A 22,433-nucleotide genomic window follows, 5' to 3' on the forward strand; every position below is an offset into this window, starting at 1 on the left:
GCCGGCTCACTTCCTGGCGATCCGCGACTTCGGTTTGAAGATCGCGGCGAGTTCGTCGACCAGCGACGGCTTGGCTTTCTTGGTCTCGCCCGGGGTTTCGGCGACGAGGTCGATCAGCTTCTGGGCGATCTCGGCCAGCGCCTGGCCGATCTTGGCCGATTTACCGGCTTCGGCGATCGTCTTGCCGAGCTTGGCGGCGTTGACCGCCTGTTTCAGATCGAGCGGCAGCATATAGTCGATCGGCCGCTCGATCGAGGATTCGAAATCCTTGCGGCTGATCTCGGTCAGCGACGGGTGGACCTGGTTGGCGACCACCAGCACCCCAGCCTGGGGCGCATTGTTCCGCAGCCAGGCGAGCAGCCGGATCGTGTCGCGGGTCGCGGCCAGGGTCATGTCGACCACCAGGATCACCGACTGCACGTCATGGAACAGGCTGGGATATTGAACGAGCATATGCCGCGGCACGTCGACGACGGTCGACTCGAACGCGGATTTCATCTCTTCCTGCAGTTTGAAATAGGCCTCGCCGTCAGTGAGCACGGGGGCGTTGATCGGCGCCTCCGCCGACAGCACCGACAGCCGGTCATTGGCCTTGACCAGCGCGCGTTCGAGGAACAGCCCGTCGATGCGCGCGGGGTTGTCGATCGCGTCGGTCAGGCCGCGGCCGGGCTCGAGGTCGAGCGACAGCGCGCCGGTGCCGAAATGGACGTCGAGGTCGAGCAGCGCGGTGCTGTGGCCGCCATTCTCGCCCATCAGCCAGGCGATCGAGGTCGCGATCGTCGAGGCGCCGACGCCGCCGCGCGCGCCGACCACCGCGGTCATCAGATGCGGCTTTTCATCGTGGGCGTCGGCGGCGCGCGCGCCCATCAGCATCATCTGCGCCTGCGCGAGGCTGTCGCGGACCTGATCGGCGGTGAAGGGTTTGAGCAGATAATCCTGGATGCCGCTGTGGAGCAGGTCGCGATACATGCGGACGTCGTTGACGGTGCCGGTCGCGATCACGACCGTGCCGGGTTCGCAGACCTCGGCGAGCGCGTTGATGTCGCCGATCGGATCGCCGCTGTCGGCGAGGTCGACGAACAGGATCGTCGGGCTTGCCGAGACCGACAGCGACTGGATCGCGTTGCGCATCCCGCCCTTGGCGACCGCCTCGACCGGCCAGCCGAGCTCGTAGACCAAAGGCTTGAGCAGTTCGGCGCTCATATCGTCGCAGACATAGGCCGCGAACGGATGGCGGACGCCGGCGCGAGGGTTGAAGGGCGCGTTCATCAGTTGCCTTTCGTGCTCTCGTTCTTGAGGCCGCTCTTGGCGGTCGGTTCGGCCTCGCGCCACGCCTTGATCGCCTTGGTGGCGACCCGGGCATCGCTGCCGCGGGCTTCGGCGCCGCGCACCAGATCCTCGGGATTGGCGACCATCGCCGCCAGCGTCGAATTCATCGCACAGCCGAAATTGGACGAGGTCGAGGCGGTGAAATTGGGCTGCGACGGCTGGCTGAAATCGGGACAGCCGGGCACCGACGCGGTCGAGCGGCTGACGACGATGCGCAGATAGCCGGGGGGGATGGCGCCTTCGGTGACCGGCGCGCCGTTCGCCACGAGCAGCCCGTAGCGCGCGACCAGCGCAGTGACGTCTGATGATCCGGCCTCGGACCCGGCGGCGGTGGTGTCGATGCTGATGCGGTCGCCATAGCCGAGGCCGATCGCGTCGAACCAGCCGAGGACCTTCGCCTGGGCGCCGGCCGACAGCGGTGCGGCGGCGACGTCGAGAACATAGTCGCTGCGCTGGACGACCGGCTGGTGGACCGATCCGACCTCGCGGTTATAGCGGTCGGCGGCGGCGGGCGCCGGCAGCAGCGCGGCGATCGCGAAGGCCAGGCCGGCGGCCGGGCCGAGGAGCAGGGGAAGCCGGGTCATCGCTCTCTCCTCAGTTGAACGCGAAGCCGGCGTCGGGCACGGCCTGGGCGGTTTTGGTTTTCTTCGAACTGCGGGCCTGCGAGACCGGACCGGTCGGCGCGGGCAGGGTGACCGGCGGTGCCGCGACGGGCCTTGCGCCGGTCGCGCCCGAACGGCCCGAGAAGGTCTGCCCGGCAATGAACCGCTCGCCGTCGGTCGCGGCGCGCAGCCCGTCGGTGGGCATCGCGATCTGCTGCGGCGACACCGGCCGCACGAGATAGGGCGTGACGATGATCATCAGCTCGGTCTCGCGGCGCTTGAAGCCGTTGGAGCGGAACAGCGCGCCGAGCACCGGCAGGTCGCCGAGGAACGGCGCCTTGTCGAGGGTGGTGTTCTGGGTGTTCGACAGCAGCCCGCCGATCATGAACGCCTGGCCCGAGCCGAGTTCGACCGTGGTTTCGGCGCGCCGGGTGACGATGCCGGGAATCTCGATCGTGCCGACCTTGACCGCGCCCGCCGACGACAGCTCGGACACTTCGGGGCGCACCCGGAGCGAGATGCGTCCATCGGACAGCACGGTCGGGGTGAAGGACAGGCTGACGCCATATTGCTTGAATTCGACCGAGACCGCGCCGAGCCCGGTCGACAGCGGGATCGGGATCTCGCCGCCGGCCAGGAAGCTGGCGGTCTCGCCCGACAGCGCGGTCAGATTGGGTTCGGCGAGGGTGGTCGCCAGGCCGTCGCTTTCGGCAAGGTCGATCGTCGCGAGCAGGTCGAGGCCCAGCATATGCTTGGCGAGGCCCAGCGTGGTCGCGCCAGTGGCGTTGTTGATGGTGTAGGCCGCCCCCGGCAGGGTGGCGCCGCTGTTGGGATCGACCGGATATTTGATCGTGCCGGGATCGCCCTGGCCGACCCCGAACAGGAAGCCGCCGGTGGTGTCGCGGCTGAGCAGATTGACCCCGATCGACTTGGCGAAATCGCGGCTGACCTCGGCGATCCGCACCCGCAGATTGACCTGGAGCGGGGTCGCGGACTTGAGCCGGTTGACCACCTGGGCGGTGTCGCCGACGAATTTCTGGACGAGTTTCTCGGCCTCGTCGACATCGTTCGGGCTGGCGACGGTGCCGGTCAGCAGGACGATACCGTTCATCGTCGTCGCGGTGATCGCGGCGTCGGGCATGGCGAGCTTGAGCATCGTGTCGACGCTGGCGATGTTGCGGTCGACCCGGACGATCGACGACCACAGCACCTTGCCGGCCTTGTCGGTGGCATAGACCGCGGTCTCGCCCGCACCCTTGCCGAAGATATAGAGCTGCTGCTGCGAGCGGACCTGGACGTCGGCGATATCGGGATTGGCGACGAACAGATCGCTCATCGGTGCGCCGAGGCGGACGAGCTGGCCCGATCCGGTCGACAATGTCGTGGTGTTGTCGGGTTTGCTGAGCGCCGCGGTGCGGTTGGGAACCGGCCCGGGCGTCGCGGCTATTGCCCCGTTAGACGGATTGATCGTCAGGCCGAACAGGATCGCGGCGGCGAGCGCCATGCCGCTGACCCCGATGCTCCGGCCGCTGTGGCGGTTACGCATACTCATTTCCCTCCGACCGGCGTGTCGGTGATGGCGTTGCCGCGGGCGACGCGGATCGTCGGGCCGCCTGCCTGGGCGACGGCGACGCCGTTATTGGCTGGAACGAATGGCTTGGCGGGCACCGACCCGCGCTGGAAGCGCGAGACGTCGGCACCGACGGTGTAGGTCGGGTTGGCGTCGGTCGGGCGCGAGGCGATATCGAGCAGCATCTGCCGTTCGGCGCGCGGATCGGCGGCGGCGGGCAGCTTGACCTCGCCGCTGGCGATCGCGTCCTCGAGCTCGGCCTTGTTGTCGGCGATCGAGCGCAGCGACAGCGAGAGATTGCCGATCGTCTGTGCGACCGCGATCTTCTCGGCGATCTTCGGCGTCGCCTCGAGGGTGACGTTCGAATAGGTGGCGACGACGGTCTTGCCCTCGTCGTCGACATTCTTGTCGGTGCGCTGGTCGGTGGCGAGCACGCGCAGGTTGCGGACGATGGTCTCGGCCGCCTTGAGCGGGGCGCCTTCGCCGCCGCCGGCGACCTCCTGGGTGAGCACGAGGTCGATGCGGTCGCCGGGGAAGACGAAGCCCGCGACGCCCGAATTCATCGAGATCGCGACGGTGACCGCGCGCATGCCGGGGCCGAGCGCCGCGGCGAGGAAGCCGCGGTCGCCGGGCTTGACCACCGAACCCTGGGTGAGCGGCTGGCCGGCGGTGAGCGGCACGCGCACGACGGTGCCGTTGAGCGCGGCGGCCTCGCTGCTGCCCTTCTGATAATAGCTATTGTTGATCAATTCGGCGGGCCAGCGCTGATAGCGGAAGCTTTCCGGGCCGACGATCGCACCGACCGGCAGCGGGCGGACCGCGACGAGGATCTCGGGACCGGACGGGGCGGGGGCGGCGGCGATCATCGCCGGCATCGCCTGCGCTTCGGGTTCGCCGCCGAACAGGCCGCGCGCCATGAAGGCCGATATTCCGGCCATCACCAGCGCGACGATGAGCAACAGCAACTTTCTCGCGTCCATTCGGATGCCTTCCCTGCGACCGGCCTCGCGACCGGACTGCGCTTATGCGCTGGTTGTGGTTAACAAGCCGTTTGCGATGATCCACAGCCCGCCGGTCGCGATCGCGATGCCGTACGGCACCTCGATCGGCCCCTCCTCGTTCGGGCGGAAACGGCGGCGGATCATCAGGAACAGGGTGATCGCGCCGCCGGCGATCGCCATCACCGCCAGCATCGTCAGCAGCGCGGGAAAGGGCAGCCACAGCGCGAGCGCGGCGATCATCTTGACGTCGCCGCCGCCCATCATTCCCAGCATGAACAGCCCGGCGAAGATCGCGAACAGGCCGAGCGCGACCCCGACCCTGAGCGCGATGTCCGGATAGAGGGTCTCGCCGCTCACCCACCACCAGCCGATCGCGAGCAGCGCGATCGCGGCGTTGATCTCATTGGCGATGGTCCGGCTCTTGAAGTCGCCCCAGGCTGCGATCAGCAGCAGCACCGCGAGCAATATGCCGAAAATATCGGGAAGTTGGGCCGAAAAGTGAGGAAGTAGGCCTGGCATGGTAAAGCAGCCCTAGACGAACGGGCTTACCAAAACTTAAACGGTCCGCGATGTCCTCCGCCCCCGCGCCCCTCCGTCATGTCGATATCCTGATCATCGGGGCGGGCATGGCGGGCGCGAGCCTGGCGGCCGAGATCGGTAGCGATGCGCGGGTGCTGATCGTCGAGGGCGAGGAACGGCCCGGCTATCACAGCACCGGGCGTTCGGCGGCCTTCTGGTCCGAAACCTATGGCGGGCCGGCGATCCAGCCGCTGACCACCGCATCCGAGGCCTATCTGCAGGATGGCGGTTTCCTGTCGCCGCGCGGCGGGCTCCACCTCGCCGATGCCGAAACCCGCGGCGCGCTCGATGCGCTCATCGCCGAGTTCGCCGGCAGCGACGTCGTGCTCGAACCCGTCGGTCGCGACCGGATCGAGGCGATCGTCCCGGGGATTCGCGCGGGGCTCGATGTCGGACTCATCGAGCCGAGCTGTACGGATATCGACGTCGCCGGGCTGCACGCCCATTATCTGAGCCGGGCGCGCAAGGCCGGGGCCGAGCTGCTGTGCGACGCCCAGGTCGAGGCGATCGCGCGCGACGGCGACTGCTGGCGGGTGGCCACCCGGCAGGGGGCGATCCATGCCGCGCGGATCGTCGATGCCGCCGGCGCCTGGGCGAGCCCGGTCGCGGCCATGGCGGGGGCGGCGCCGATCGCGATCACCCCCTATCGGCGCACAGTGGTCCAGCTGATCGTCGATCCGCCGGCACCGGCCGATCTGCCGCTGGTGATGGACATCGCCGAGACCTATTATTTCAAGCCCGAGGCGGGCGGCCGGATCTGGCTGTCGCCGCATGACGAGACCCGGGTCGATCCATGCGACGCCGCGCCCGAGGAGATCGACGTCGCGATCGCGATCGACCGGCTCGAGAAGGTCGTCGACTGGCGGATCGTCCGGCGCGAACATGCCTGGGCAGGGCTGCGCAGCTTCGCCCCCGACCGCGCGCCGGTCTATGGTTATGATAGCCGGGTGCCGGGCTTCTTCTGGTTTGCGGGGCAGGGGGGCTTCGGCATCCAGACCGCGCCCGCCGCGGCGATGATCGGGGCGGCGCTGCTGCTCGGCCGCGACCTGCCCGCGGCGGTGCGCGGGATCGACGTCGACCGTTACGATCCGCGGCGGTTCGACCTGCCCGAATAGGCAGCGACGCCCCGGACGAGCGCCGTCATTCGGTGAGCAGTTCGACCTTGTCGATCGCCCAGAGCGGATCGGGGCCGGTCGCAGTATAGGTGATGCACAGGTCGGTGGCGCCCGCCGCGGCGATCGGCGCGGCCAGCCGGGTGATGCCGGGGTTGGCGGAAGCGGGGGCGAGCGCGAGGGTCGCGAGGAGTGGGCCGTCGCAGCCGGCGCGGATCTCGACCTCGCCGACCGGGGTCGCCGGCGGGCGGAAGCGGATGGCATCGCGGTCCTTGCCGAGCTGGAAATTGAACGGCAATTGCCCGACCGACACCGCGATCGTCGCGATCCCGTCGAGCGGCGCGCCGCGCCAGATCCAGCAGGGCTGGAGGATGTTGACGAGGAAATGCGGGCGCGGTCCCGTCGCCGGATAATCATCCTCGAGATCGAGCGCGACCCCGGCGTCGTTGCAGGCGCCGAGCTGCTGGCTGGTGCGGATCCGGAACGTCGTGGCATCGACGGCCCGGTCGAGCGCGCCGGGCAGCGCGCGATCGCCGAGAAAGGCGGCGGCGCGCAGCCGGACCGGCCGGTCATAGCCGATCGGATCCTGGTAGAGCGGTGCGGCGGCGGTCGGCGCGCTGTCGTCGAGCGTGTAGCGGATCGGCAGCTCGCTCTGATTGTCGAGCCGCAACCGGCCGCCGCGCGCGCCGAGCCGGACCGCGAAGGCGCTGTCGGCGGCGACCAGGCCGAGCGGTTTCATGCGGTCGAGCTGGGGCACCAGCCGGGTGAGGAAGTCGCGATAGTCGCGGTCGCTGTTCGCCGCCTGGCGGTGTCCGCTCCAGCCGATCTCGGCGATCGCGATCGCCCGCGGAAAGCTCATCCAGGCGGCGCGCGCCTCGGTGCGGATATGTTCGGTCCACATATTGCCCTGGAGGCCGAGGACATGGTGCTGCTGGGCGTCGGTCAGCCGCGCCGGCGCCGGATCGAACGCATAGACCCGCCGGAGGCTTTCGATCGCGCCGCGGCCGGGCGGCTCGTCGGGACCACCGCCCTGGCGATGGTCGAGATAGAGATCGGGCGCCGGGCTCAGCACGGTGTCGTGGCCCGCCTGGGCGGCGGCGATCGCGCCGTCGATCCCGCGCCACGACATCACCACCGCGTCGCCGGGGACGCCGCCTTCCAATATCTCGTCCCAGCCGATCATCCGCCGGCCATGCGCGTCGAGATAGCGGCCGAGCCGCGCCATGAACCAGCCCTGCAGCGCGGTCTCGTCCTGCAGGCCGAGCGCGCGGATCTTCGCCTGGATCGCCGGGGAGGCCTTCCACTGGTCCTTCACCGCCTCGTCGCCGCCGATATGGACGAAGCGCGACGGGAACAGCGCCATCACCTCGTCGAGCACATCCTCGAGAAAGGCGAAGGTCGGCTCGTCGGCATTGTAGAGCCAGGGGAATATCCCCCATTCGGACCAGACCCGGTCGGGCAGCTTCACGCCCATGCCGAGCCTGGGATAGGCACGGATCGCCGAGACGGCATGGCCCGGCATCTCGATCTCGGGGACGATCTCGATCCCGCGCGCAGCGGCGTAGGCGACGATCGCGTGGATCTCGCGCTGAGTGTAGAAGCCGCCGGTCTTCGGCAGCGGCGGGGCACCGGGCGCGCCGGCGGGGATGCGCCAGGCCGATGTGGCGGTCAGCTTTGGATATTTGCGGATCTGGATCCGCCAGCCCTGGTCGTCGACCAGATGCCAGTGGAGCCGGTTGAGCTTGTTGACCGCCATCCAGTCGATCAGCGACCGGACATAGGCCGGCGACTGGAAATGGCGGGCGCTGTCGAGCATCAGCCCGCGCCAGCCGAAGCGCGGCGCGTCCTCGATCGACAGTGCGGGCAGGCTGGTGGCGCCGGGCTGGGTCGCGAGCTGCCACAGGGTGACAGCGCCATAGAGCAGCCCGGCATCGTCGGTGGCGCGGATGGTCGCGCCATCCGAGGCGATGTCGAGCCGATAGGCCTCGGCGGGCAAGCCGGGCACGCGGACGAAGCGGATCGCGCCCAGGCGGTCGGCGACGACGATCGCCGGGCGGAAGCCGCGCGCGCCATGGATCAGCTCGGCAAGCCTCTCGGCGGCGTTGCGCGCGCCCCTGTCGCCGGCGGGCACGACGATCGGCGTGGTCGCATCGAGCGCCATCGTGCCCGGCTGTTCGCGGACGACGTTGGGCTGAGGCAGCAGCAGGGGCGGCGCCGCGGCCGCGGCGCCGGCGGCAAGGGCGATCAGCGGCAGGAGACAATATCGTCCGGTCACGCGCTTCCTTTCCGGACGCCGCTCGACTTCAATCCCAGCTGGCCGGTGCGGCTCAGCGCCGCTCCGCCAGGATCCGGTCGATCGCCCGGGCGACGCCGTCTTCCTCGTTCGACGCGGTGACCCAGTGCGCCGCGGCGCGCACCTGTTCGGGGGCCTGACCCATCGCGATCGCCAGGCCGGCGCGCGCGAACATCGGCAGGTCGTTCGCCATGTCGCCGATCACCGCAACCTGATCGAGCGGCACGCCATAAGCGGCGGCGAGCGCGGCGACGCCGTCGCCCTTGTTGGCGGCTGGCGCGGTCGCATCGAGGAAATAAGGTTGCGAGCGGGCGACGGTCGCCTCGCCGGCGGTGGCGGCCTTCGCCGCCGTCTCGATCTCGGCGAGCAGGGCGGCGTCCTCGCTGACCCCGACGATCTTGTCGGCGGCGCCGCAATAAGCGGCGAGATCGGCGCACAGGGTGGGATCGACCGCGGCCGACAGGATCTCGCGCGGGACACGGGGATTGTCGGCGGCGCGCGCATACCAATGCCCCTCGGCGAACAGCCAGATGTCGACCCCGGGACGATCGAGCAGGCCGAGCAGCCGGCGGGCGACATCGGGGGCGAGCCGCACCGGAGTGCCGATCACCCCGTTGCGGTCGAACCGGGTGCCGCCGTTGAACGCGCCGAACGGCCCGGCAAGGTCGAGCTTTTCGGCGAGGCCGATGATCCCCGACATCGGCCGGGCGCTGATCAGGCTCATCGCGATCCCATGATCGGCGAGTTTGCGGGCGGCGGCGATCGTCGCCTCGGCGAGGCTCTTGTCGCGGCGCACGAGGGTGCCGTCGACGTCGCTGACGAGCAGGCGGATGGGCTGGGGGAGCAGAGCGGGAATCCTCGATGTGGAATCGGCCGGATCATGCCCCAAGGGCATTTGCCGGCCTTCCCCCGGCCTCTACCGCAGTTGCCCGCCGATGGTCGAGCCGGTCCGCGTCAGAAGCGCGAAATCACCTCGTCGGCGAAACGCCGCAGCGCATCGAGCTTGTCCTGGAGCGGCTGGGTGTCTTCCTCGACCGCGTAGAGGTTGCGGAAGGCGACCGGGAGGTCGGTGACGCCGAGGTCGCGATAGCGGCAGATCGTGTCGCGATCGATCTGGCCCATGTCGGTCGCGAAGATCCTGAACGGCCGGTCGCGCGGCGGCTGCGAACGGCGCTGTTCGGCGAGCTTGTCGAGCATCGGCGCGAGCATCTCGATGCCGCCGCCGGCATACATCCAGCCGTCGTTGCGCGCGGCGCGCGCGAGCGCCGCATCCGAATGGCCGCCGATCAATATGTCGACCGGTTCGGTCGGGACCGGGTTGAGCTTGACCGGTTCGATGTCGAAATATTCGCCATGATATTCGAAATAGCCGCCGGCGATCAGCCCGCGGACGATGTCGATGCACTCGTCGAAGCGCTTGCCCCGATTCGCCCAGGGCACGCCCATCACGGCATAATCCTCGGGCCATACGCTGAGGCCGGCGCCCAGCGTGAAGCGGTTGTTCGTCATCGCCGCGACCGAGGCGGCGAGCTTGGCGGTGTAGAGCGGCGGCCTGACCGGGAGCTTGAGGACGTTGGTGGTGAAGTGCAGGGTTTCGGTCGCCGCCCCCATCGCCATTGCGAGGATGAAGGATTCGACGAACGGCTTGTTCTCGAGAAATTCGCGCCCGCCATCGTCGGTATAGGCATAAGCGGTCGAAGAGCCCTTGGGGTAGATCAGGCTGTCGGGGATCACGAAGCCGAAATAGCCGGCCTCCTCGGCCGCCCGCGCCAGCGGGATATAGTGAGCCGGTGCGGTCATGGATTCCGCATAGTGAAAGCGCATGTGCAAATCCCCTCATGATCGCGCAGAATATATTGCATTCATATGTGCAAACTATCTTTGAGATCGATCATGCGGGCGATGCGGTCAACCGTTTTCCGATCGCCCCGGCCCCGCCTTCATTCGCTATGGTGGACGATCTTTCCGTCGACCAGCGTCAGCCGCACCCGGACGGCCGCCAGCGCGGCGCGGGCCGATGCCCAGTCGCGATCGAGCAGGCACAGGTCGGCGGGCTCCCCCACCGCGACCCGGCGCATCACGGTGCCCGGGGCGTCGGCAGCGCCGATATAGAGGGCGAGCGCCTCCTCGGGACTGAGGGCCTCGTCCGCGCCGAAACCCTCCGGCCGATCGACCGCCGCGGCCATCGACGCCCAGGGATCGAGGCCGCCGAACGGTGCGTCGCTGCCGGCCGCCAGCGGGATGCCGGCGCGGCGCAGGCCCGCGAGGCGATAGAGATGGGGCCGGTCGTCGCGATCGACGTCGCGGCGGTAGGCGGTCGCGCGTTCGGCGAGAAAATGCGGCTGCGACACGACGCAGACGCCGAGCCGGGCCATCCAGTCGAGCATGTCGGGGCCGACGATCGCGCCATGTTCGATCCGGTCGCCCGCGATCGGCCCGGCTTCCTCGATCGCGGCGAGGGTCAGGATCAGCTCGGCGGTCGTCACGCAATGCGATGCGACCGGGCGTCCGGCGTCATGAGCGCGGGCGACCTCAGCGACGAGGCGGTCGAGCGCCGGCAGATCATGGTCGTGATAATGGAGCTTCACTGCACCGCGCCGCGCCATCGCCACCGGCGGCGCATCATCCAGTTCGGCGCCTCCCAGCACCAGCAGCCGCTGGGGCAGCCCGGCGAGCGCGTAGCGGCGATAGTCGGCGAGGCCGTTGCGCGGCGTGACCTCGGTCAGTCCGGTCACCCCATAAGCCGCCAGATCGCGGCCCACCGGCGCCAGATCGGGGGCGACCGCCGGAAGCCGGCTCCGCAGCCAGGCGTCTCGATCGAGGAAGCGACCATCATGCCCCGGATCGACGCCGATCTCGGCCAGCGCCCGGCCATTCAGGATCCAGAGCCGGCCGGACCGATGCTGGATGCGGATCGGCCGCGCCGGGCCATGGCGGTCGAGCCAGGCGCGATCGAGCGGACCCGCGACCGAGTCGTGATAGCCGATACCCCGCAGCCAGCCTTCGCCGACGGCGCCGTGGAGCGCCGAAGCCAGTTCCGCCGCATCGTCGACCGCAGGCGGGCCGCAGGACAGCGAACCCAGCGCCGCCGCGGTGGCGTTGAGATGGATATGATGGTCGTGCAGCCCCGGCAGCAGCGCATGGCCGCGCGCGTCGAATATCGTCATCGATTCGGCCGGCGCCAGCGACGGCGCGATCGCCTCGATCAGGCCGTCGCGGAGGAGGATATCCCTGCGCAGGCCATCGACCTCGGCGTTGCGCACCAGCATGGGGCCGGCGTCACGCCGCCTCGCGATGGAGTCATCCGCCGGGGGGGTCATGCCGTCGGCCCCTATTGCAATGTGCCGATGGCGGCAACCGATCCGCCTGCCCGGCCGCGCGAATAGCGGCGCGATACGCTGCCTTCGATCCCGGCATGGGCAGGGGAGGCGGCGATGACGTCGCAGCCATCCGCTATCGCCCGCGGCGGCGAATCCGAGCTGAATTCCGTTGGAAAATCGAGCGCGTGGGAGGTGGGCGGGCAAATAAAAAGCCCGCCAGATCAATGACCTGGCGGGCTTTATATGGTGGGCGCGGCAAGGATTGAACTTGCGACCCCTGCGATGTCAACACAGTGCTCTACCACTGAGCTACGCGCCCAACGCCGGGCTCACTAGCGGAGGGTGTGCCCCCGCGCAACCCCGCCATGGTATTTTTGTTACAGGCCGCCCGAGGCGCTGCCGACCTGGAACATCCGATCGACCTCGAGCACCAGATCGCGCAGGTGGAACGGCTTCGACAGCACCTTGGCGTCGGGCGGGGTCGCCCCGCTCTTGAGCGTCACCGCGGCGAATCCGGTGATGAACATCACCCGCATGCCGGGCGCGATCACGCTGGCGCGCTGGGCGAGCTCGATGCCGTCCATCTCGGGCATGACGATGTCGGTCAGCAGCAGATCGAAGCTTTCGCGTTCGAGCAGCGGCAGCGCCTCGGTCCCGCGATCGACCGCGGTAACGGCATAGCCGGTGCGTTCGAGCGCGCGCGCGAGATAATCGCGCATCGAATCATCGTCTTCGGCCAGAAGTATCCGGATCATCGTTCTTGTCCGCTATCCATCGCGCGTGTCTTCCGGACGCCGCGCTGGGCGACTATTTATGCGGCAAGAGTTTAACAATTTCCAGCAGCCCGCAAAAAAAGCTACCACGGCTTCATGGGCGGGCATCGGACATCGGAGGATCGGACGAGGTGACGTCCGCGCAGGAGGGGCTGTTTTCGGTGATCGGGCCGCGCCACCCGGCGAGCCCGGTCGTCGTCGCCGTGCCCCATGCCGGCCGCGACTATCCGCCGGCCCTGCGTGCGATCGCCAGAGTCGGCGTCGAGCGCCTCGCCGCGCTCGAGGATCGCTTCGCCGACATGCTGTGCAGCGATGCGGCGCGCGACGGCGCCACGATCGTCGTCGCGCACCGGGCACGCGCCTGGATCGACCTCAACCGCGATCCCCGCGAGATCGATCCGGCGATGATATCGCCGCCGCCCGATCAGGCGCGGCTGGTGCAGAGCGCCAAGTTGCGCGCCGGGCTCGGCCTGCTGCCGCGCCGGCTCGGCTCGATCGGCGAGCTGTGGACCCGCCGGTTGAGCCCCGACGATGTCGCCGAGCGGCTGTCGGACCTGCACGAACCCTATCATGCCGCGATCGCCGATCGCCTGCGCCGGGCCAGGGCGGCGTTCGGCCATGCGCTGCTGATCGATTGTCATTCGATGCCGCCGCTCGGCGCCGATCGCGGCCGCGCGCCGGCGCAGATCGTGCTGGGCGACCGGTTCGGCGCCTCCGCGGATCCGGGGCTCACCGATCTGGCGGGACGAATCGTCGCCGCGAGCGGGCTGCGAGTCGCGCGCAACGCGCCTTATGCGGGCGGCTACACGCTCGACCGGCACGGCGCACCGCGTCGCGGCATCCATGCGCTGCAGGTCGAATATGACCGCGGCCTCTATCTCGCGGGCAGCCCGGGCGAAGTCCATGACGGGATCGGCCGCTGCCGGGCCCTGCTGGCCGATCTTGCGGCGACACTGGCCAGCGCGTTGGCCGGGCGGGCGGGCGACGATTCGGGTCTGCCGATCGCCGCCGAGTGACTCAGTCGATCGGGGCTGTCCGGGCTGCGCCGGGCGGACCGAAGATGGGCGGTCGGATGAGAGGCGGGTGGGCGAAAAGCGGCAATGCCGCGGAAAAAAAGGCGCCTCCAAGAAAAAACCACCCCGTGCTTTCGCACGAGGTGGCCAAGGTTCAGGGAGGAACGCATCCCGAAGGATGCGCAGTGGGCGGTCGCGAAAGGGGGGCACGACCACCGCACAGCAGCAAGATAGGGGGATTGCTTTCGGGTTTCAAGACATGCTGTCGAGGACCCCGGTAAATTCCCTATCTCACCGTCACTTGTTCCTCACGAACCCCCTCAGGCAGGCAGGACGAGATTGGGCATCGGCACCTTGCCCTGCTGCATCTGCATCGAGAAAATCTCGGTGATCGCCTGCAGCGAGAAGATGTGCGCGAAGGCCAGCGGCAGCACGCCGTTCTGCATGAACTTGCGCAGCACGTCGCCGCGCAGCTCGTGCAGCCGCTCCTCGGCGATGATCTGGAAACCGCGATAGATGAAGGGCTGGCCGCCATCATTGGGCTGGATCGTGAATTCGCCGTCGATCAGCAGCTTGTTCTGGACGAGTTCGTTGACGAAGAATCCGGTGCGGGCGCCGGCTTCCTCGAACTTTTCGCAGAAATCGAGGGTCGCCTTGACCGCGGGGCCCGGCTGGTCGCCGTCGAACAGCGGCTCGCCATCCTCATATTCGCCGATCACGTCGGCGGTCGGATCGAAGCAGAGCGACAATTCCTGCGCCTGCGGGTTCAGCTTGGCGAGCATGAAGGGGTAGCGGCGCACATAGGCCGGCACATACATGTTGCCGCGCGGCACGCCCTCGTCGTCGGTGAAGACGTTGACGCCCTCGTTGAGGCCGAGCAGCGCCAGCGGCACCGGATTGGGGCCGACCGAGAACACGATCGGATAATGGCGCTGGGCGTTGGCGAACTCGTCGACCGTCAGCGGCACGACATGGCTCTGCGCGAAGAACGCGGCGGACGCGCTGTTGCGGGCCTTCCAGTTCCTGTGCAACTGGCTGGAGAGCGGCTGCAGCTCCTTGTAAAACAGCGGAAGGTCGTTGGCCGGGGCGCTTGCCATGGCGAAATTCTCCTGAAAACGCGAACAAGTGAACGAAAAGAGCGAAATGGTCGCTCGATGAACCATCTGCCGTGAAGCAATGAAGCAATGAAGCGAAGCAGCCGTCTATGGCGCGCGCCGGTTTGGCGCAAGAGGCACCAGCTTGCCGGGATTCATGATCCCCAGCGGATCGAGCGCATCCTTGATCGCACGGATCGCCGCCAGCCGCACCGGATCGGCGAGCCGCGCGAACTCGGCGAGCTTGGCCTGGCCGATGCCATGTTCGGCCGACAGCGATCCTCCGCGCGCGACCACCAGGTCGTGGACGAATGCGCTGGCTTTATCGCCATTTTCGGCCATCCACGCCTCGCGATCGGCGCCGGCCGGGGGCATCAGGTTGAAATGGATATTGCCGTCGCCGAGATGGCCGAAGGCGATGATCCGCACCCCCGGGAACCGCGCCTCGACCGCCCGGCGTTCGTCGACCAGATAGTCGGGCATCGCCGGCACCGGCACCGAGATATCATGCTTGAGCGAGGGGCCGTCGATCCGTTCGGCCTCGGAGATCGATTCGCGCAGCGCCCACAGCGCCTCGGCCTGGGCCTCGTTCGCGGCGATCGTCGCATCCTCGACCAGCCCGTCGTCGATCGCCCTGGCGAGCGCGGCCTCGATCATGCCCATCGGATCGGGGCCGCCCTGGCTGCCGACCGCCTCGACCAGGACGTTCCAGCGATGGGCGCCGGCGAGCGGCGCGCGGGTGCCGGGGATATTGGAAAGCACCAGCGCCAGCGCGTCGGCGGGCACCAGTTCGAAGCTTTCGACCGCCTCGCCGGTCGCGTCCTCGAGCAGCCGCAGCAGGGCCAGCGCATCCTGCGGGGACGCCAGGCCGATCCAGGCGACCGCGCGGGCGGCGGCGGCGGGCACCAGCCGCAGGCTGGCGGCGGTGACGATGCCGAGCGTGCCTTCGGCCCCCGCGAGCAATTGCCGCAGGTCGTAGCCGCGATTGTCCTTGCGCAGCGTGGCGAGCCCCGCGAACAGCGATCCGTCGGGCAGCACCGCCTCGATCCCCAGCAGCAGCGCGCGCATCGGCCCGAACCGCAGCACCTGGGTGCCGCCGGCATTGGTCGACACCAGCCCGCCGACCGTCGCCGATCCTTTGGCGGCCAGCGACAGCGGAAAACGCCGGCCGATCGCGGCGGCGGCGTCGTGCAGGTTGGACAGGATCACCCCGGCCTCGGCGATCACCGCATTGTCGGTCGCCGAGATCGACCGGACCCGGTCCATGCGGCGGGTCGACAGCAGCAGCGCCGAACCGTCGGCCGGTGGGGTCGCGCCGGCGACGGTGCCGGTATTGCCCCCCTGCGGCACGATCGCGACCCGCGCCTCGGCGGCGAGCCGCACGATCGCCTGGACCTCGCTCGTGTCGGCGGGGGCGAGCAGAGCGGCGCTCTCGCCATGATAGCGGCCGCGCCAGTCGGTGAGCCAGGGCTCGATCGCGGCGCGTTCGGTGACGAAGCCCTTGGGACCCAGCAGATCGGCCAGTCGGGCGAGCAGGCCGGGGGGAGGGGGAGAAGATCGATCCATCGCCCGAACATAATCGGCGCGGGAACTTAATCCAGCGCTCGGGCGGTTATCCAGTTAATCCGCCGTTCAAGACGTTGCATCATAGCAGGCGATCGATAGCTAGGGGCGAAATGGGCTGCGAATCGTGAATTGGGGACGGTTGCCGATCTTCATGCTGTGCGCCGCCCCCGGCGCGGGCCTCGCCGCGCTTGCGGCGGGCAGCGGCGTGCCGTCGGCGCCGGTCGGGGAATCGGTGGCGCAACTGACCATCCAGCAGTCGATCATCATCCGCATGCCGCGCCGTGCCACGGCTCCGGCCCCCGCGCCGCTCAAATGGAAAAGCAAGAAGGGGCCGAAATGCGTCGCGATGGACAGCATCGTCGGCGCGGCGGTGGTCGCCCCCGATGCGATCGACCTGGTGATCCGCGGCGGCCAGCGGCTGCGCGCCGAATTCTCGTCCGATTGCCCCGCGCTCGATTATTATTCGGGCTTCTATATGCGGCCGACCGAAGACGGCCGGGTCTGCGCCGATCGCGACGTGATCCGCACCCGTTCGGGCACCCAATGCGAGATCGAACGCTTCCGAAAGCTCACTCCGGTCGCACCCTGAGGCGGCGGTTGGGCCGATTTGCGGCGTACGGACGGGCCGAAATGCCCATTCGCCTTGACAAATCTCGGCTCCAAGCCCAAGCGCGGCCCAGTTGAAACGGCCGCTGCGGCCGTGCTTTTTCCGGACACAGCATGAACTTTGCCGACCTCGGCCTTTCCGACGAACTCCTGCGCGCAGTCAGCGAGTCTGGCTATAGCGAGCCGACCGCGATTCAGGCGCAGGCGATCCCGCCCGTCCTGATGATGAAGGATCTGATCGGCATCGCCCAGACGGGAACGGGCAAGACGGCCAGTTTCGTGCTGCCGATGATCGATATCCTGGCGCATGGCCGCACCCGTGCGCGGATGCCGCGATCGCTGATCCTCGAGCCCACCCGCGAACTCGCGGCGCAGGTCGCCGAGAATTTCGAGAAATACGGCAAATATCACAAGCTCAAGATGGCCCTGCTGATCGGCGGGGTGAACATGGGCGATCAGGTCGCGGCGCTCGAAAAGGGCGTCGACGTGCTGATCGCGACGCCGGGCCGGCTGATGGACCTGTTCCAGCGCGGCAAGATCCTGCTGACCGGCTGCTCGATGCTCGTCATCGACGAGGCCGATCGCATGCTCGACATGGGCTTCATCCCCGATATCGAGGAGATCTGCACCAAGCTGCCGGCGCAGCGGCAGACGCTTTTGTTCTCCGCGACGATGCCGGCCCCGATCAAGAAGCTCGCCGATCGCTTCCTGACCAATCCGAAGCAGATCGAGGTGTCGCGTCCCGCCAGCAAGAATCTCGCGATCGACCAGAAGCTGGTCGAGACGTCGAGCCGCAACAAGAAGGATACGCTGCGCGAACTGCTCCAGGCCGAGGACGTCAAGACCGCGATCATCTTCTCGAACCGCAAGACGATGGTGCGCGACCTTGCGCAGAACCTCGCGCGGTCGGGTTTCGCGGTCGGGCAGATCCATGGCGACATGGAACAGCCCGAGCGGCTTCGCGAGCTCGACCGCTTCAAGGGCGGCGACATCAACATCCTGGTCGCCTCCGACGTCGCCGCCCGCGGGCTCGACATCAAGGGCGTCAGCCATGTCTTCAATTTCGACGTGCCCTGGCACCCCGACGATTATGTCCATCGCATCGGCCGTACCGGCCGCGGCGGCGCGACCGGCAAGGCGATAACCCTGGTCACCCCCGAGGATGCCGAAGCGATCGCCGCGATCGAGAAGCTGACCGGCGGGGCGATCGAGCGGATCGGCGGGCGCAAACCGGCCGCCGCGCCGGTTGCCGAGGAAGCCACCGTCGAGGCCAAGCCGCGCCGCGGGCGGGGCAGGGCGCGCAGCGAAACGCCGGCCGAGGCGCCCATGGTCGAGGCCATCGAGGCGGCGCCGGTCGAAGCACCCGCCGCGCGCGAGGCACGTCCGCCGCGCGAGCCGCGGCCCGAGCGCGACAGCCGTCCACCCCGCGAGGCGCGCGACAGCCGGCCTCCGCGCGAAGAACGCGACAGCCGCCCACCCCGCGACGACCGCCGGCCGCGACGCCGCGACGATCAGGACGATGGTCCCGACGATGGCTGGAACGGCCCGGTGCCGAGCTTCCTGGAGTTCGGGTTCGGAAGCTGACCGCGCTGCCGGATCGGTGACCGACAGGAAAAGGGCCGGAGATTCGCTGGACGAATCTCCGGCCCTTTTCATTGGCCGACGCTTTTATGCGCCGGTCGGATCAGCGGCAGCGTGCGTCGCCGCGATCGATCGAGCGGCCGATCAGCGCGCCGCCACCCGCGCCGAGCAGCGTTCCCAGCGTCGAGCTGTTGCCGTTGGCGATGGTGTTGCCGAGCAGGCCGCCGGCGAGCGCGCCGACGATCAGGCCGGTGGTACCGTCGTCGCGGCGGCAATAATAGCGCCCGTCATTGCCGCGATAGATGCGGTCGTTGCGGCCGAGCCGGCGCTCGCGATAGCTGCGGTCGTCGCGATAATAGCGCGCGGCGTCGTAGCGGTTGCCGTAGCGCGGATCGGGACGATTCCAGTCGTAGCTGCGACCCTGGCGCCAATCGCGACGATCGTCGCGGCGGTCGTCGTGCCGGCCGTCATGGCGCCCATCACGATGGTCGTCGCGGTCGCGATAGTTCTGGGCGGCGGCAGGTTCGACCATGGCGATCGTGGGTATCACGGTCGCCGCGAGGGCGGCCGCGAGGATCAATTTACGCATCGGGAATTCTCCTGAGATGATGTCCGACGTGCACAACTGCCCGCTCGGTGCGAAGTTGCGTTAACCCAAAACTACAGGCTGTTCAGGGGGATGTCAGCCACTCCTTATGCCGCTTCGCAATCGGGCCTTCTGCGACGGGCCGTTTCATCAAAATGTATTTTTTCCCTTGCGTCGGGACTCAGATCGGGCACAATAGGTGGTGTTGGCGAACCAGGGCTGACGCAAATTGTAGGGGTTCGATTGGGGAGGCGGGGGCCTCTGCCGAATCGTCTGCGATTGCCGGAAAATTGGGGATAAGGTGAAATGGTCGCTGGTAAGCGGGCATCGAACCACTATCTTTGACTCCGTGGCCCTGAGTCGAACGTAACAGGAACGGAGCCGGTTCGAACCGGCCTGGACGGAACGGAGGCGGCCCGGTGGATCTTTCTGGCAGCAGCGAAAGCGTGAACGACGTGGCGACGATTATCGATTCCCCCGAGGTGAAGACCCGGACCATTCCCGGCTCGACCGACATCATGCCACAGCCCTATCCGGTCGAGGTCGACCATAGTCGTGACGCGCTCCTCACCGATTTCGGCAAGGACACGCTCAACGACCGCTATCTGCTGCCCGGTGAAAGCTATCAGGACCTGTTCGTGCGGGTCGCGTCGGCCTATGCCGACGATCAGGCGCACGCCCAGCGCCTCTACGATTATATCTCGAAGCTCTGGTTCATGCCGGCGACCCCGGTGCTGTCGAACGGCGGCACCGGTCGTGGCCTGCCGATCAGCTGCTATCTCAATTCGGTCGACGACAGCCTCGAGGGCATCGTCAACACCTGGAACGAGAATGTCTGGCTCGCGGCGCGCGGCGGCGGCATCGGCACCTATTGGGGCTCGGTGCGCGGCATCGGCGAGCCGGTCGGCCTCAACGGCAAGACCTCGGGAATCATCCCGTTCGTCCGGGTGATGGATTCGCTGACGCTGGCGATCAGCCAGGGTTCGCTGCGCCGTGGTTCGGCTGCGGTCTATCTCGACGTCTCGCATCCCGAGATCGAAGAGTTCCTCGAGATCCGCAAGCCGTCGGGCGACTTCAACCGCAAGGCGCTCAACCTCCACCATGGCGTGCTGCTCACCGATGCCTTCATGGAAGCGGTGCGCGCGGGCAAGGAATGGGAGCTGCTGAGCCCCAAGGATCAGTCGAAGCGGGCGACGGTCGACGCCCGTGCGCTGTTCCAGAAGCTGGTCGAGACCCGGCTGGCGACCGGCGAACCCTATATCATCTTCTCCGACACGGTGAATCGGGCGATGCCCAAGCATCATCGCGACCTGGGGCTCAAGGTGTCGACCTCGAACCTCTGCTCGGAAATCACCCTGCCGACCGGTCGCGATCATCTCGGCAACGACCGCACCGCGGTCTGCTGCCTGAGCTCGCTCAACCTCGAGACCTGGGACGAGTGGAACGGCGACAAGCGCTTCATCGAGGATGTGATGCGCTTCCTCGACAATGTCCTGCAGGAATATATCGACCGCGCTCCCGACGAGATGGCGCGCGCGCGCTATTCGGCGAGCCGCGAGCGCTCGGTCGGCCTCGGCGTCATGGGCTTCCACAGCTTCCTCCAGGCGCGGGGCGTGCCGTTCGAGGGCGCGATGGCGAAGTCGTGGAACCTGAAGATGTTCAAGCATATCTCGACCGCCGCGCAGGAAGCGTCGATGATGCTGGCGACCGAACGGGGCCCGTGCCCCGACGCCGCCGACCAGGGTGCAATGGAGCGATTCAGCTGCAAGATGGCGATCGCGCCGACCGCGTCGATCAGCATCATCTGCGGCGGCACCTCGGCCTGCATCGAGCCGATCCCGGCGAACATCTACACCCACAAGACGCTGTCGGGCAGCTTCTCGATCAAGAATCCCTATCTGCAGAAGCTGCTCGGCGAGAAGTCGAAGGACAGCGATGCGGTGTGGAACTCGATCCTCGAAAAGGGCGGCTCGGTCCAGCATCTCGACTTCCTGAGCCAGGAAGAGAAGGACGTGTACAAGACCAGCTTCGAGATCGATCAGCGCTGGTTGATCGAGCTTGCCGCCGATCGCACGCCCTATATCGACCAGGCCCAGTCGCTGAACCTGTTCATCCCGGCCGATGTCGAGAAGTGGGACCTGCTGATGCTCCACTTCCGCGCCTGGGAGCTCGGCATCAAGTCGCTTTATTATCTGCGGTCCAAGTCGGTCCAGCGCGCGGGCTTCGCCGGCGGCGTCGAGGCCGACAACACGATCGACCTTCGCCAGATCGAGGTCGAAGTGAAGGACTATGACGAGTGCCTCGCCTGCCAGTAGGTTGATCGCTCGCTCCCCATTGGGGAGCGTGAAAGATGCTACAGCGCGGCCTCTCCCCACCGGGAGGGGCCGTTGCTATTTATAAGCCAGAAAAGTCAGCCCCTGGGTGACATGCCTGACCGCCCAGGCGGGCAGCAGCGCCATGATCAGCCGGGTCTTGCGCGACGCGCCCTGCGGCACCTTGCCCGCGCGGCGGAAGGCGCGGATCGCGGCGGCGTCGACCGGCACCATTGCCTCGGGGCGGCGCATCTCGGGTGCGGCCCAATAGCCGTCGATCCGGCGAAAGCCCGCCGCGGCGAGCATCGATCGCAGCCGTGAGAAACTGTGGAGCATGCCGGGTGGCCGCGCGCCGGCGACGAGGCGGCCGAGCCAGCGCGGCAGCGCGCTGCCGAAGCGCCGGTTGAACATATGCTCGTCGCGGCCGCCGAGCAGCAGCCGCAGCCCGTAACGATTCTTGGTCTGGACGAAGAAGAAGCCGCCCGGCTTCAGTACCCGCGCTATCTCGTCGAGCAGCCGCTGCTGGCCGCTGGCATGATCGCCCGAATCGCGATCGGCGCACCATTCGAGGACGAGGTTGAGCACCACCCCGTCGAAGCCCGCATCGGCATAAGGAAGCCGGCAGTCGCCGCCGCCGGCGACGACCCGAACATTGTCGAGCCCTTCCTGCCGCAGCCGTTCGGCGCAGAAGCGCGCCTGGCCTTCGACCACCTCCATCGCATCGAGCGTCGCGACCTGCCGCGCGATCGGCAGCGCGATCTGGCCAAGGCTCGCACCGATCTCGAGCACCGCCTGGCCGGCGGCGAGCGGCAGCACCGGCAGAAAGCCGAGCCTTTGCTGGCTGGTGATATAGTCGATGTCCCAATCGGCATCGAAGACCCGTTCGATCGCCGGACGCCAGCCGATCTCGCGCGCGGTCCGGACGAGGCGGTCGAACCGCGCGCGATAGTCCTGGTCCTCGGCGGTCGAGACGCTCGGCAGCAGCAGCACGCCATCGGCCTCGATCGGCGTGCGGGCGGCAAGAAAGGGGGGGAAGGCGGTCATCGCCTCCAGCTTCGAGCATGGCGGCGGGGGCAGGGCAAGCGGCATCGGTGGC

19 protein-coding genes and 1 tRNA gene are annotated in these 22,433 nt (G+C 68.1%); 5 read left to right on the plus strand and 15 right to left on the minus strand.

The window, feature by feature from the left end; translation table 11 throughout:
• Window positions 1-6 precede the first annotated feature (6 nt).
• The 5 genes from AC1RM6_RS00780 to AC1RM6_RS00800 are packed head-to-tail and all read right to left on the minus strand — an operon-like array spanning window position 7 to window position 5,021.
• Window positions 7-1,269: a CpaE/TadZ family protein gene (locus AC1RM6_RS00780; RefSeq protein WP_493097680.1), complete on the minus strand. Its 1,263-nt coding sequence runs from the start codon at window positions 1,267-1,269 to the stop codon at window positions 7-9.
• Window positions 1,269-1,913 carry a CpaD family pilus assembly protein gene (locus tag AC1RM6_RS00785; protein WP_493097681.1) on the minus strand — a complete coding sequence of 215 codons (645 nt, stop codon included), beginning with the start codon at window positions 1,911-1,913 and terminating at the stop codon, window positions 1,269-1,271. Before AC1RM6_RS00785 ends, AC1RM6_RS00780 begins: the two co-directional genes overlap by 1 nt.
• 10 nt (window positions 1,914-1,923) lie before the next feature.
• Window positions 1,924-3,477: a type II and III secretion system protein family protein gene (locus tag AC1RM6_RS00790; protein ID WP_493097682.1), complete on the minus strand. Its 1,554-nt coding sequence runs from the start codon at window positions 3,475-3,477 to the stop codon at window positions 1,924-1,926.
• A 2-nt stretch (window positions 3,478-3,479) separates the two neighbouring features.
• A complete protein-coding gene (gene cpaB, locus AC1RM6_RS00795) occupies window positions 3,480-4,481 on the minus strand; it encodes a Flp pilus assembly protein CpaB (RefSeq protein ID WP_493097683.1) in 1,002 nt (333 codons plus the stop codon).
• Between the two features lie 42 nt (window positions 4,482-4,523).
• A complete protein-coding gene (locus AC1RM6_RS00800) occupies window positions 4,524-5,021 on the minus strand; it encodes an A24 family peptidase (protein ID WP_493097684.1) in 498 nt (165 codons plus the stop codon).
• Between the two features lie 50 nt (window positions 5,022-5,071).
• Here AC1RM6_RS00800 and AC1RM6_RS00805 point away from each other — a divergent pair, with 50 nt between their 5' ends.
• A complete protein-coding gene (locus AC1RM6_RS00805) occupies window positions 5,072-6,196 on the plus strand; it encodes an NAD(P)/FAD-dependent oxidoreductase (RefSeq protein ID WP_493097685.1) in 1,125 nt (374 codons plus the stop codon).
• 25 nt (window positions 6,197-6,221) lie between these two features.
• Here AC1RM6_RS00805 and AC1RM6_RS00810 read toward each other — a convergent pair whose 3' ends face one another.
• The 6 genes from AC1RM6_RS00810 to cpdR form a co-directional block, all read right to left on the minus strand.
• Window positions 6,222-8,468, minus strand: a complete 2,247-nt coding sequence (locus AC1RM6_RS00810; RefSeq protein ID WP_493097686.1) for a beta-N-acetylhexosaminidase — start codon at window positions 8,466-8,468, stop codon at window positions 6,222-6,224.
• A 52-nt stretch (window positions 8,469-8,520) separates the two neighbouring features.
• Window positions 8,521-9,381, minus strand: a complete 861-nt coding sequence (locus tag AC1RM6_RS00815) for a Cof-type HAD-IIB family hydrolase (RefSeq protein WP_493097687.1) — start codon at window positions 9,379-9,381, stop codon at window positions 8,521-8,523.
• 59 nt (window positions 9,382-9,440) lie between these two features.
• On the minus strand, window positions 9,441-10,286 hold the full coding sequence (locus AC1RM6_RS00820) for an LLM class flavin-dependent oxidoreductase (RefSeq protein WP_493097688.1): 846 nt from the start codon (window positions 10,284-10,286) through the stop codon (window positions 9,441-9,443).
• A gap of 140 nt (window positions 10,287-10,426) precedes the next feature.
• On the minus strand, window positions 10,427-11,755 hold the full coding sequence (locus AC1RM6_RS00825; protein WP_493097689.1) for an amidohydrolase family protein: 1,329 nt from the start codon (window positions 11,753-11,755) through the stop codon (window positions 10,427-10,429).
• Between the two features lie 295 nt (window positions 11,756-12,050).
• Window positions 12,051-12,125: transfer RNA gene (locus tag AC1RM6_RS00830), tRNA-Val, on the minus strand.
• Between the two features lie 58 nt (window positions 12,126-12,183).
• The gene (gene cpdR / locus AC1RM6_RS00835) at window positions 12,184-12,561 is read right to left on the minus strand and encodes a cell cycle two-component system response regulator CpdR (RefSeq protein WP_493097690.1); all 378 of its coding nucleotides are present in this window, start codon (window positions 12,559-12,561) and stop codon (window positions 12,184-12,186) included.
• Window positions 12,562-12,710: 149 nt separating this feature from the next.
• Here cpdR and AC1RM6_RS00840 point away from each other — a divergent pair, with 149 nt between their 5' ends.
• The gene (locus AC1RM6_RS00840; protein ID WP_493097691.1) at window positions 12,711-13,595 is read left to right on the plus strand and encodes an N-formylglutamate amidohydrolase; all 885 of its coding nucleotides are present in this window, start codon (window positions 12,711-12,713) and stop codon (window positions 13,593-13,595) included.
• A 317-nt stretch (window positions 13,596-13,912) separates the two neighbouring features.
• Here AC1RM6_RS00840 and AC1RM6_RS00845 read toward each other — a convergent pair whose 3' ends face one another.
• The gene (locus AC1RM6_RS00845) at window positions 13,913-14,689 is read right to left on the minus strand and encodes a SapC family protein (RefSeq protein ID WP_493097692.1); all 777 of its coding nucleotides are present in this window, start codon (window positions 14,687-14,689) and stop codon (window positions 13,913-13,915) included.
• A 105-nt stretch (window positions 14,690-14,794) separates the two neighbouring features.
• Entirely contained in the window at window positions 14,795-16,252 is a 1,458-nt protein-coding gene (locus AC1RM6_RS00850) for an FAD-binding oxidoreductase (RefSeq protein WP_493097693.1), read from the minus strand.
• 124 nt (window positions 16,253-16,376) lie between these two features.
• Here AC1RM6_RS00850 and AC1RM6_RS00855 point away from each other — a divergent pair, with 124 nt between their 5' ends.
• Both AC1RM6_RS00855 and AC1RM6_RS00860 read left to right on the plus strand, forming a co-directional pair.
• Window positions 16,377-16,841, plus strand: a complete 465-nt coding sequence (locus AC1RM6_RS00855; RefSeq protein WP_493097694.1) for a hypothetical protein — start codon at window positions 16,377-16,379, stop codon at window positions 16,839-16,841.
• Window positions 16,842-16,972: 131 nt separating this feature from the next.
• Window positions 16,973-18,442: a DEAD/DEAH box helicase gene (locus AC1RM6_RS00860; protein ID WP_493097695.1), complete on the plus strand. Its 1,470-nt coding sequence runs from the start codon at window positions 16,973-16,975 to the stop codon at window positions 18,440-18,442.
• A gap of 100 nt (window positions 18,443-18,542) precedes the next feature.
• Here the strand turns inward: AC1RM6_RS00860 and AC1RM6_RS00865 are convergent, their stop codons facing one another.
• A complete protein-coding gene (locus AC1RM6_RS00865) occupies window positions 18,543-19,028 on the minus strand; it encodes a glycine zipper 2TM domain-containing protein (protein ID WP_493097696.1) in 486 nt (161 codons plus the stop codon).
• Window positions 19,029-19,444: 416 nt separating this feature from the next.
• Between AC1RM6_RS00865 and AC1RM6_RS00870 the strand changes: the two genes are divergently transcribed.
• Window positions 19,445-21,340 carry a ribonucleoside-diphosphate reductase subunit alpha gene (locus AC1RM6_RS00870; RefSeq protein WP_493097697.1) on the plus strand — a complete coding sequence of 632 codons (1,896 nt, stop codon included), beginning with the start codon at window positions 19,445-19,447 and terminating at the stop codon, window positions 21,338-21,340.
• Window positions 21,341-21,415: 75 nt separating this feature from the next.
• On the opposite strand, the gene AC1RM6_RS00875 is transcribed toward AC1RM6_RS00870, so the two are convergent.
• A complete protein-coding gene (locus AC1RM6_RS00875; protein WP_493097698.1) occupies window positions 21,416-22,381 on the minus strand; it encodes a class I SAM-dependent methyltransferase in 966 nt (321 codons plus the stop codon).
• Between the last annotated feature and the right edge of the window lie 52 nt (window positions 22,382-22,433).

This window comes from Rhizorhabdus sp. GW822-FHT03C02, from assembly GCF_058801765.1.

Coding starts and splice junctions, on each gene's coding strand:
- AC1RM6_RS00790 (WP_493097682.1), bottom strand. CDS start 3,477: ATGCGTAACCGCCACAGCGGCCGGAGCATCGGGGTCAGCGGCATGGCG.
- AC1RM6_RS00845 (WP_493097692.1), bottom strand. CDS start 14,689: ATGGCAAGCGCCCCGGCCAACGACCTTCCGCTGTTTTACAAGGAGCTG.
- AC1RM6_RS00780 (WP_493097680.1), bottom strand. CDS start 1,269: ATGAACGCGCCCTTCAACCCTCGCGCCGGCGTCCGCCATCCGTTCGCG.
- AC1RM6_RS00815 (WP_493097687.1), bottom strand. CDS start 9,381: ATGCCCTTGGGGCATGATCCGGCCGATTCCACATCGAGGATTCCCGCT.
- AC1RM6_RS00850 (WP_493097693.1), bottom strand. CDS start 16,252: ATGGATCGATCTTCTCCCCCTCCCCCCGGCCTGCTCGCCCGACTGGCC.
- cpaB (WP_493097683.1), bottom strand. CDS start 4,481: ATGGACGCGAGAAAGTTGCTGTTGCTCATCGTCGCGCTGGTGATGGCC.
- AC1RM6_RS00820 (WP_493097688.1), bottom strand. CDS start 10,286: ATGACCGCACCGGCTCACTATATCCCGCTGGCGCGGGCGGCCGAGGAG.
- AC1RM6_RS00865 (WP_493097696.1), bottom strand. CDS start 19,028: ATGCGTAAATTGATCCTCGCGGCCGCCCTCGCGGCGACCGTGATACCC.
- AC1RM6_RS00800 (WP_493097684.1), bottom strand. CDS start 5,021: ATGCCAGGCCTACTTCCTCACTTTTCGGCCCAACTTCCCGATATTTTC.
- AC1RM6_RS00825 (WP_493097689.1), bottom strand. CDS start 11,755: ATGCTGGTGCGCAACGCCGAGGTCGATGGCCTGCGCAGGGATATCCTC.
- AC1RM6_RS00785 (WP_493097681.1), bottom strand. CDS start 1,913: ATGACCCGGCTTCCCCTGCTCCTCGGCCCGGCCGCCGGCCTGGCCTTC.
- AC1RM6_RS00860 (WP_493097695.1), top strand. CDS start 16,973: ATGAACTTTGCCGACCTCGGCCTTTCCGACGAACTCCTGCGCGCAGTC.
- AC1RM6_RS00805 (WP_493097685.1), top strand. CDS start 5,072: ATGTCCTCCGCCCCCGCGCCCCTCCGTCATGTCGATATCCTGATCATC.
- cpdR (WP_493097690.1), bottom strand. CDS start 12,561: ATGATCCGGATACTTCTGGCCGAAGACGATGATTCGATGCGCGATTAT.
- AC1RM6_RS00875 (WP_493097698.1), bottom strand. CDS start 22,381: ATGACCGCCTTCCCCCCCTTTCTTGCCGCCCGCACGCCGATCGAGGCC.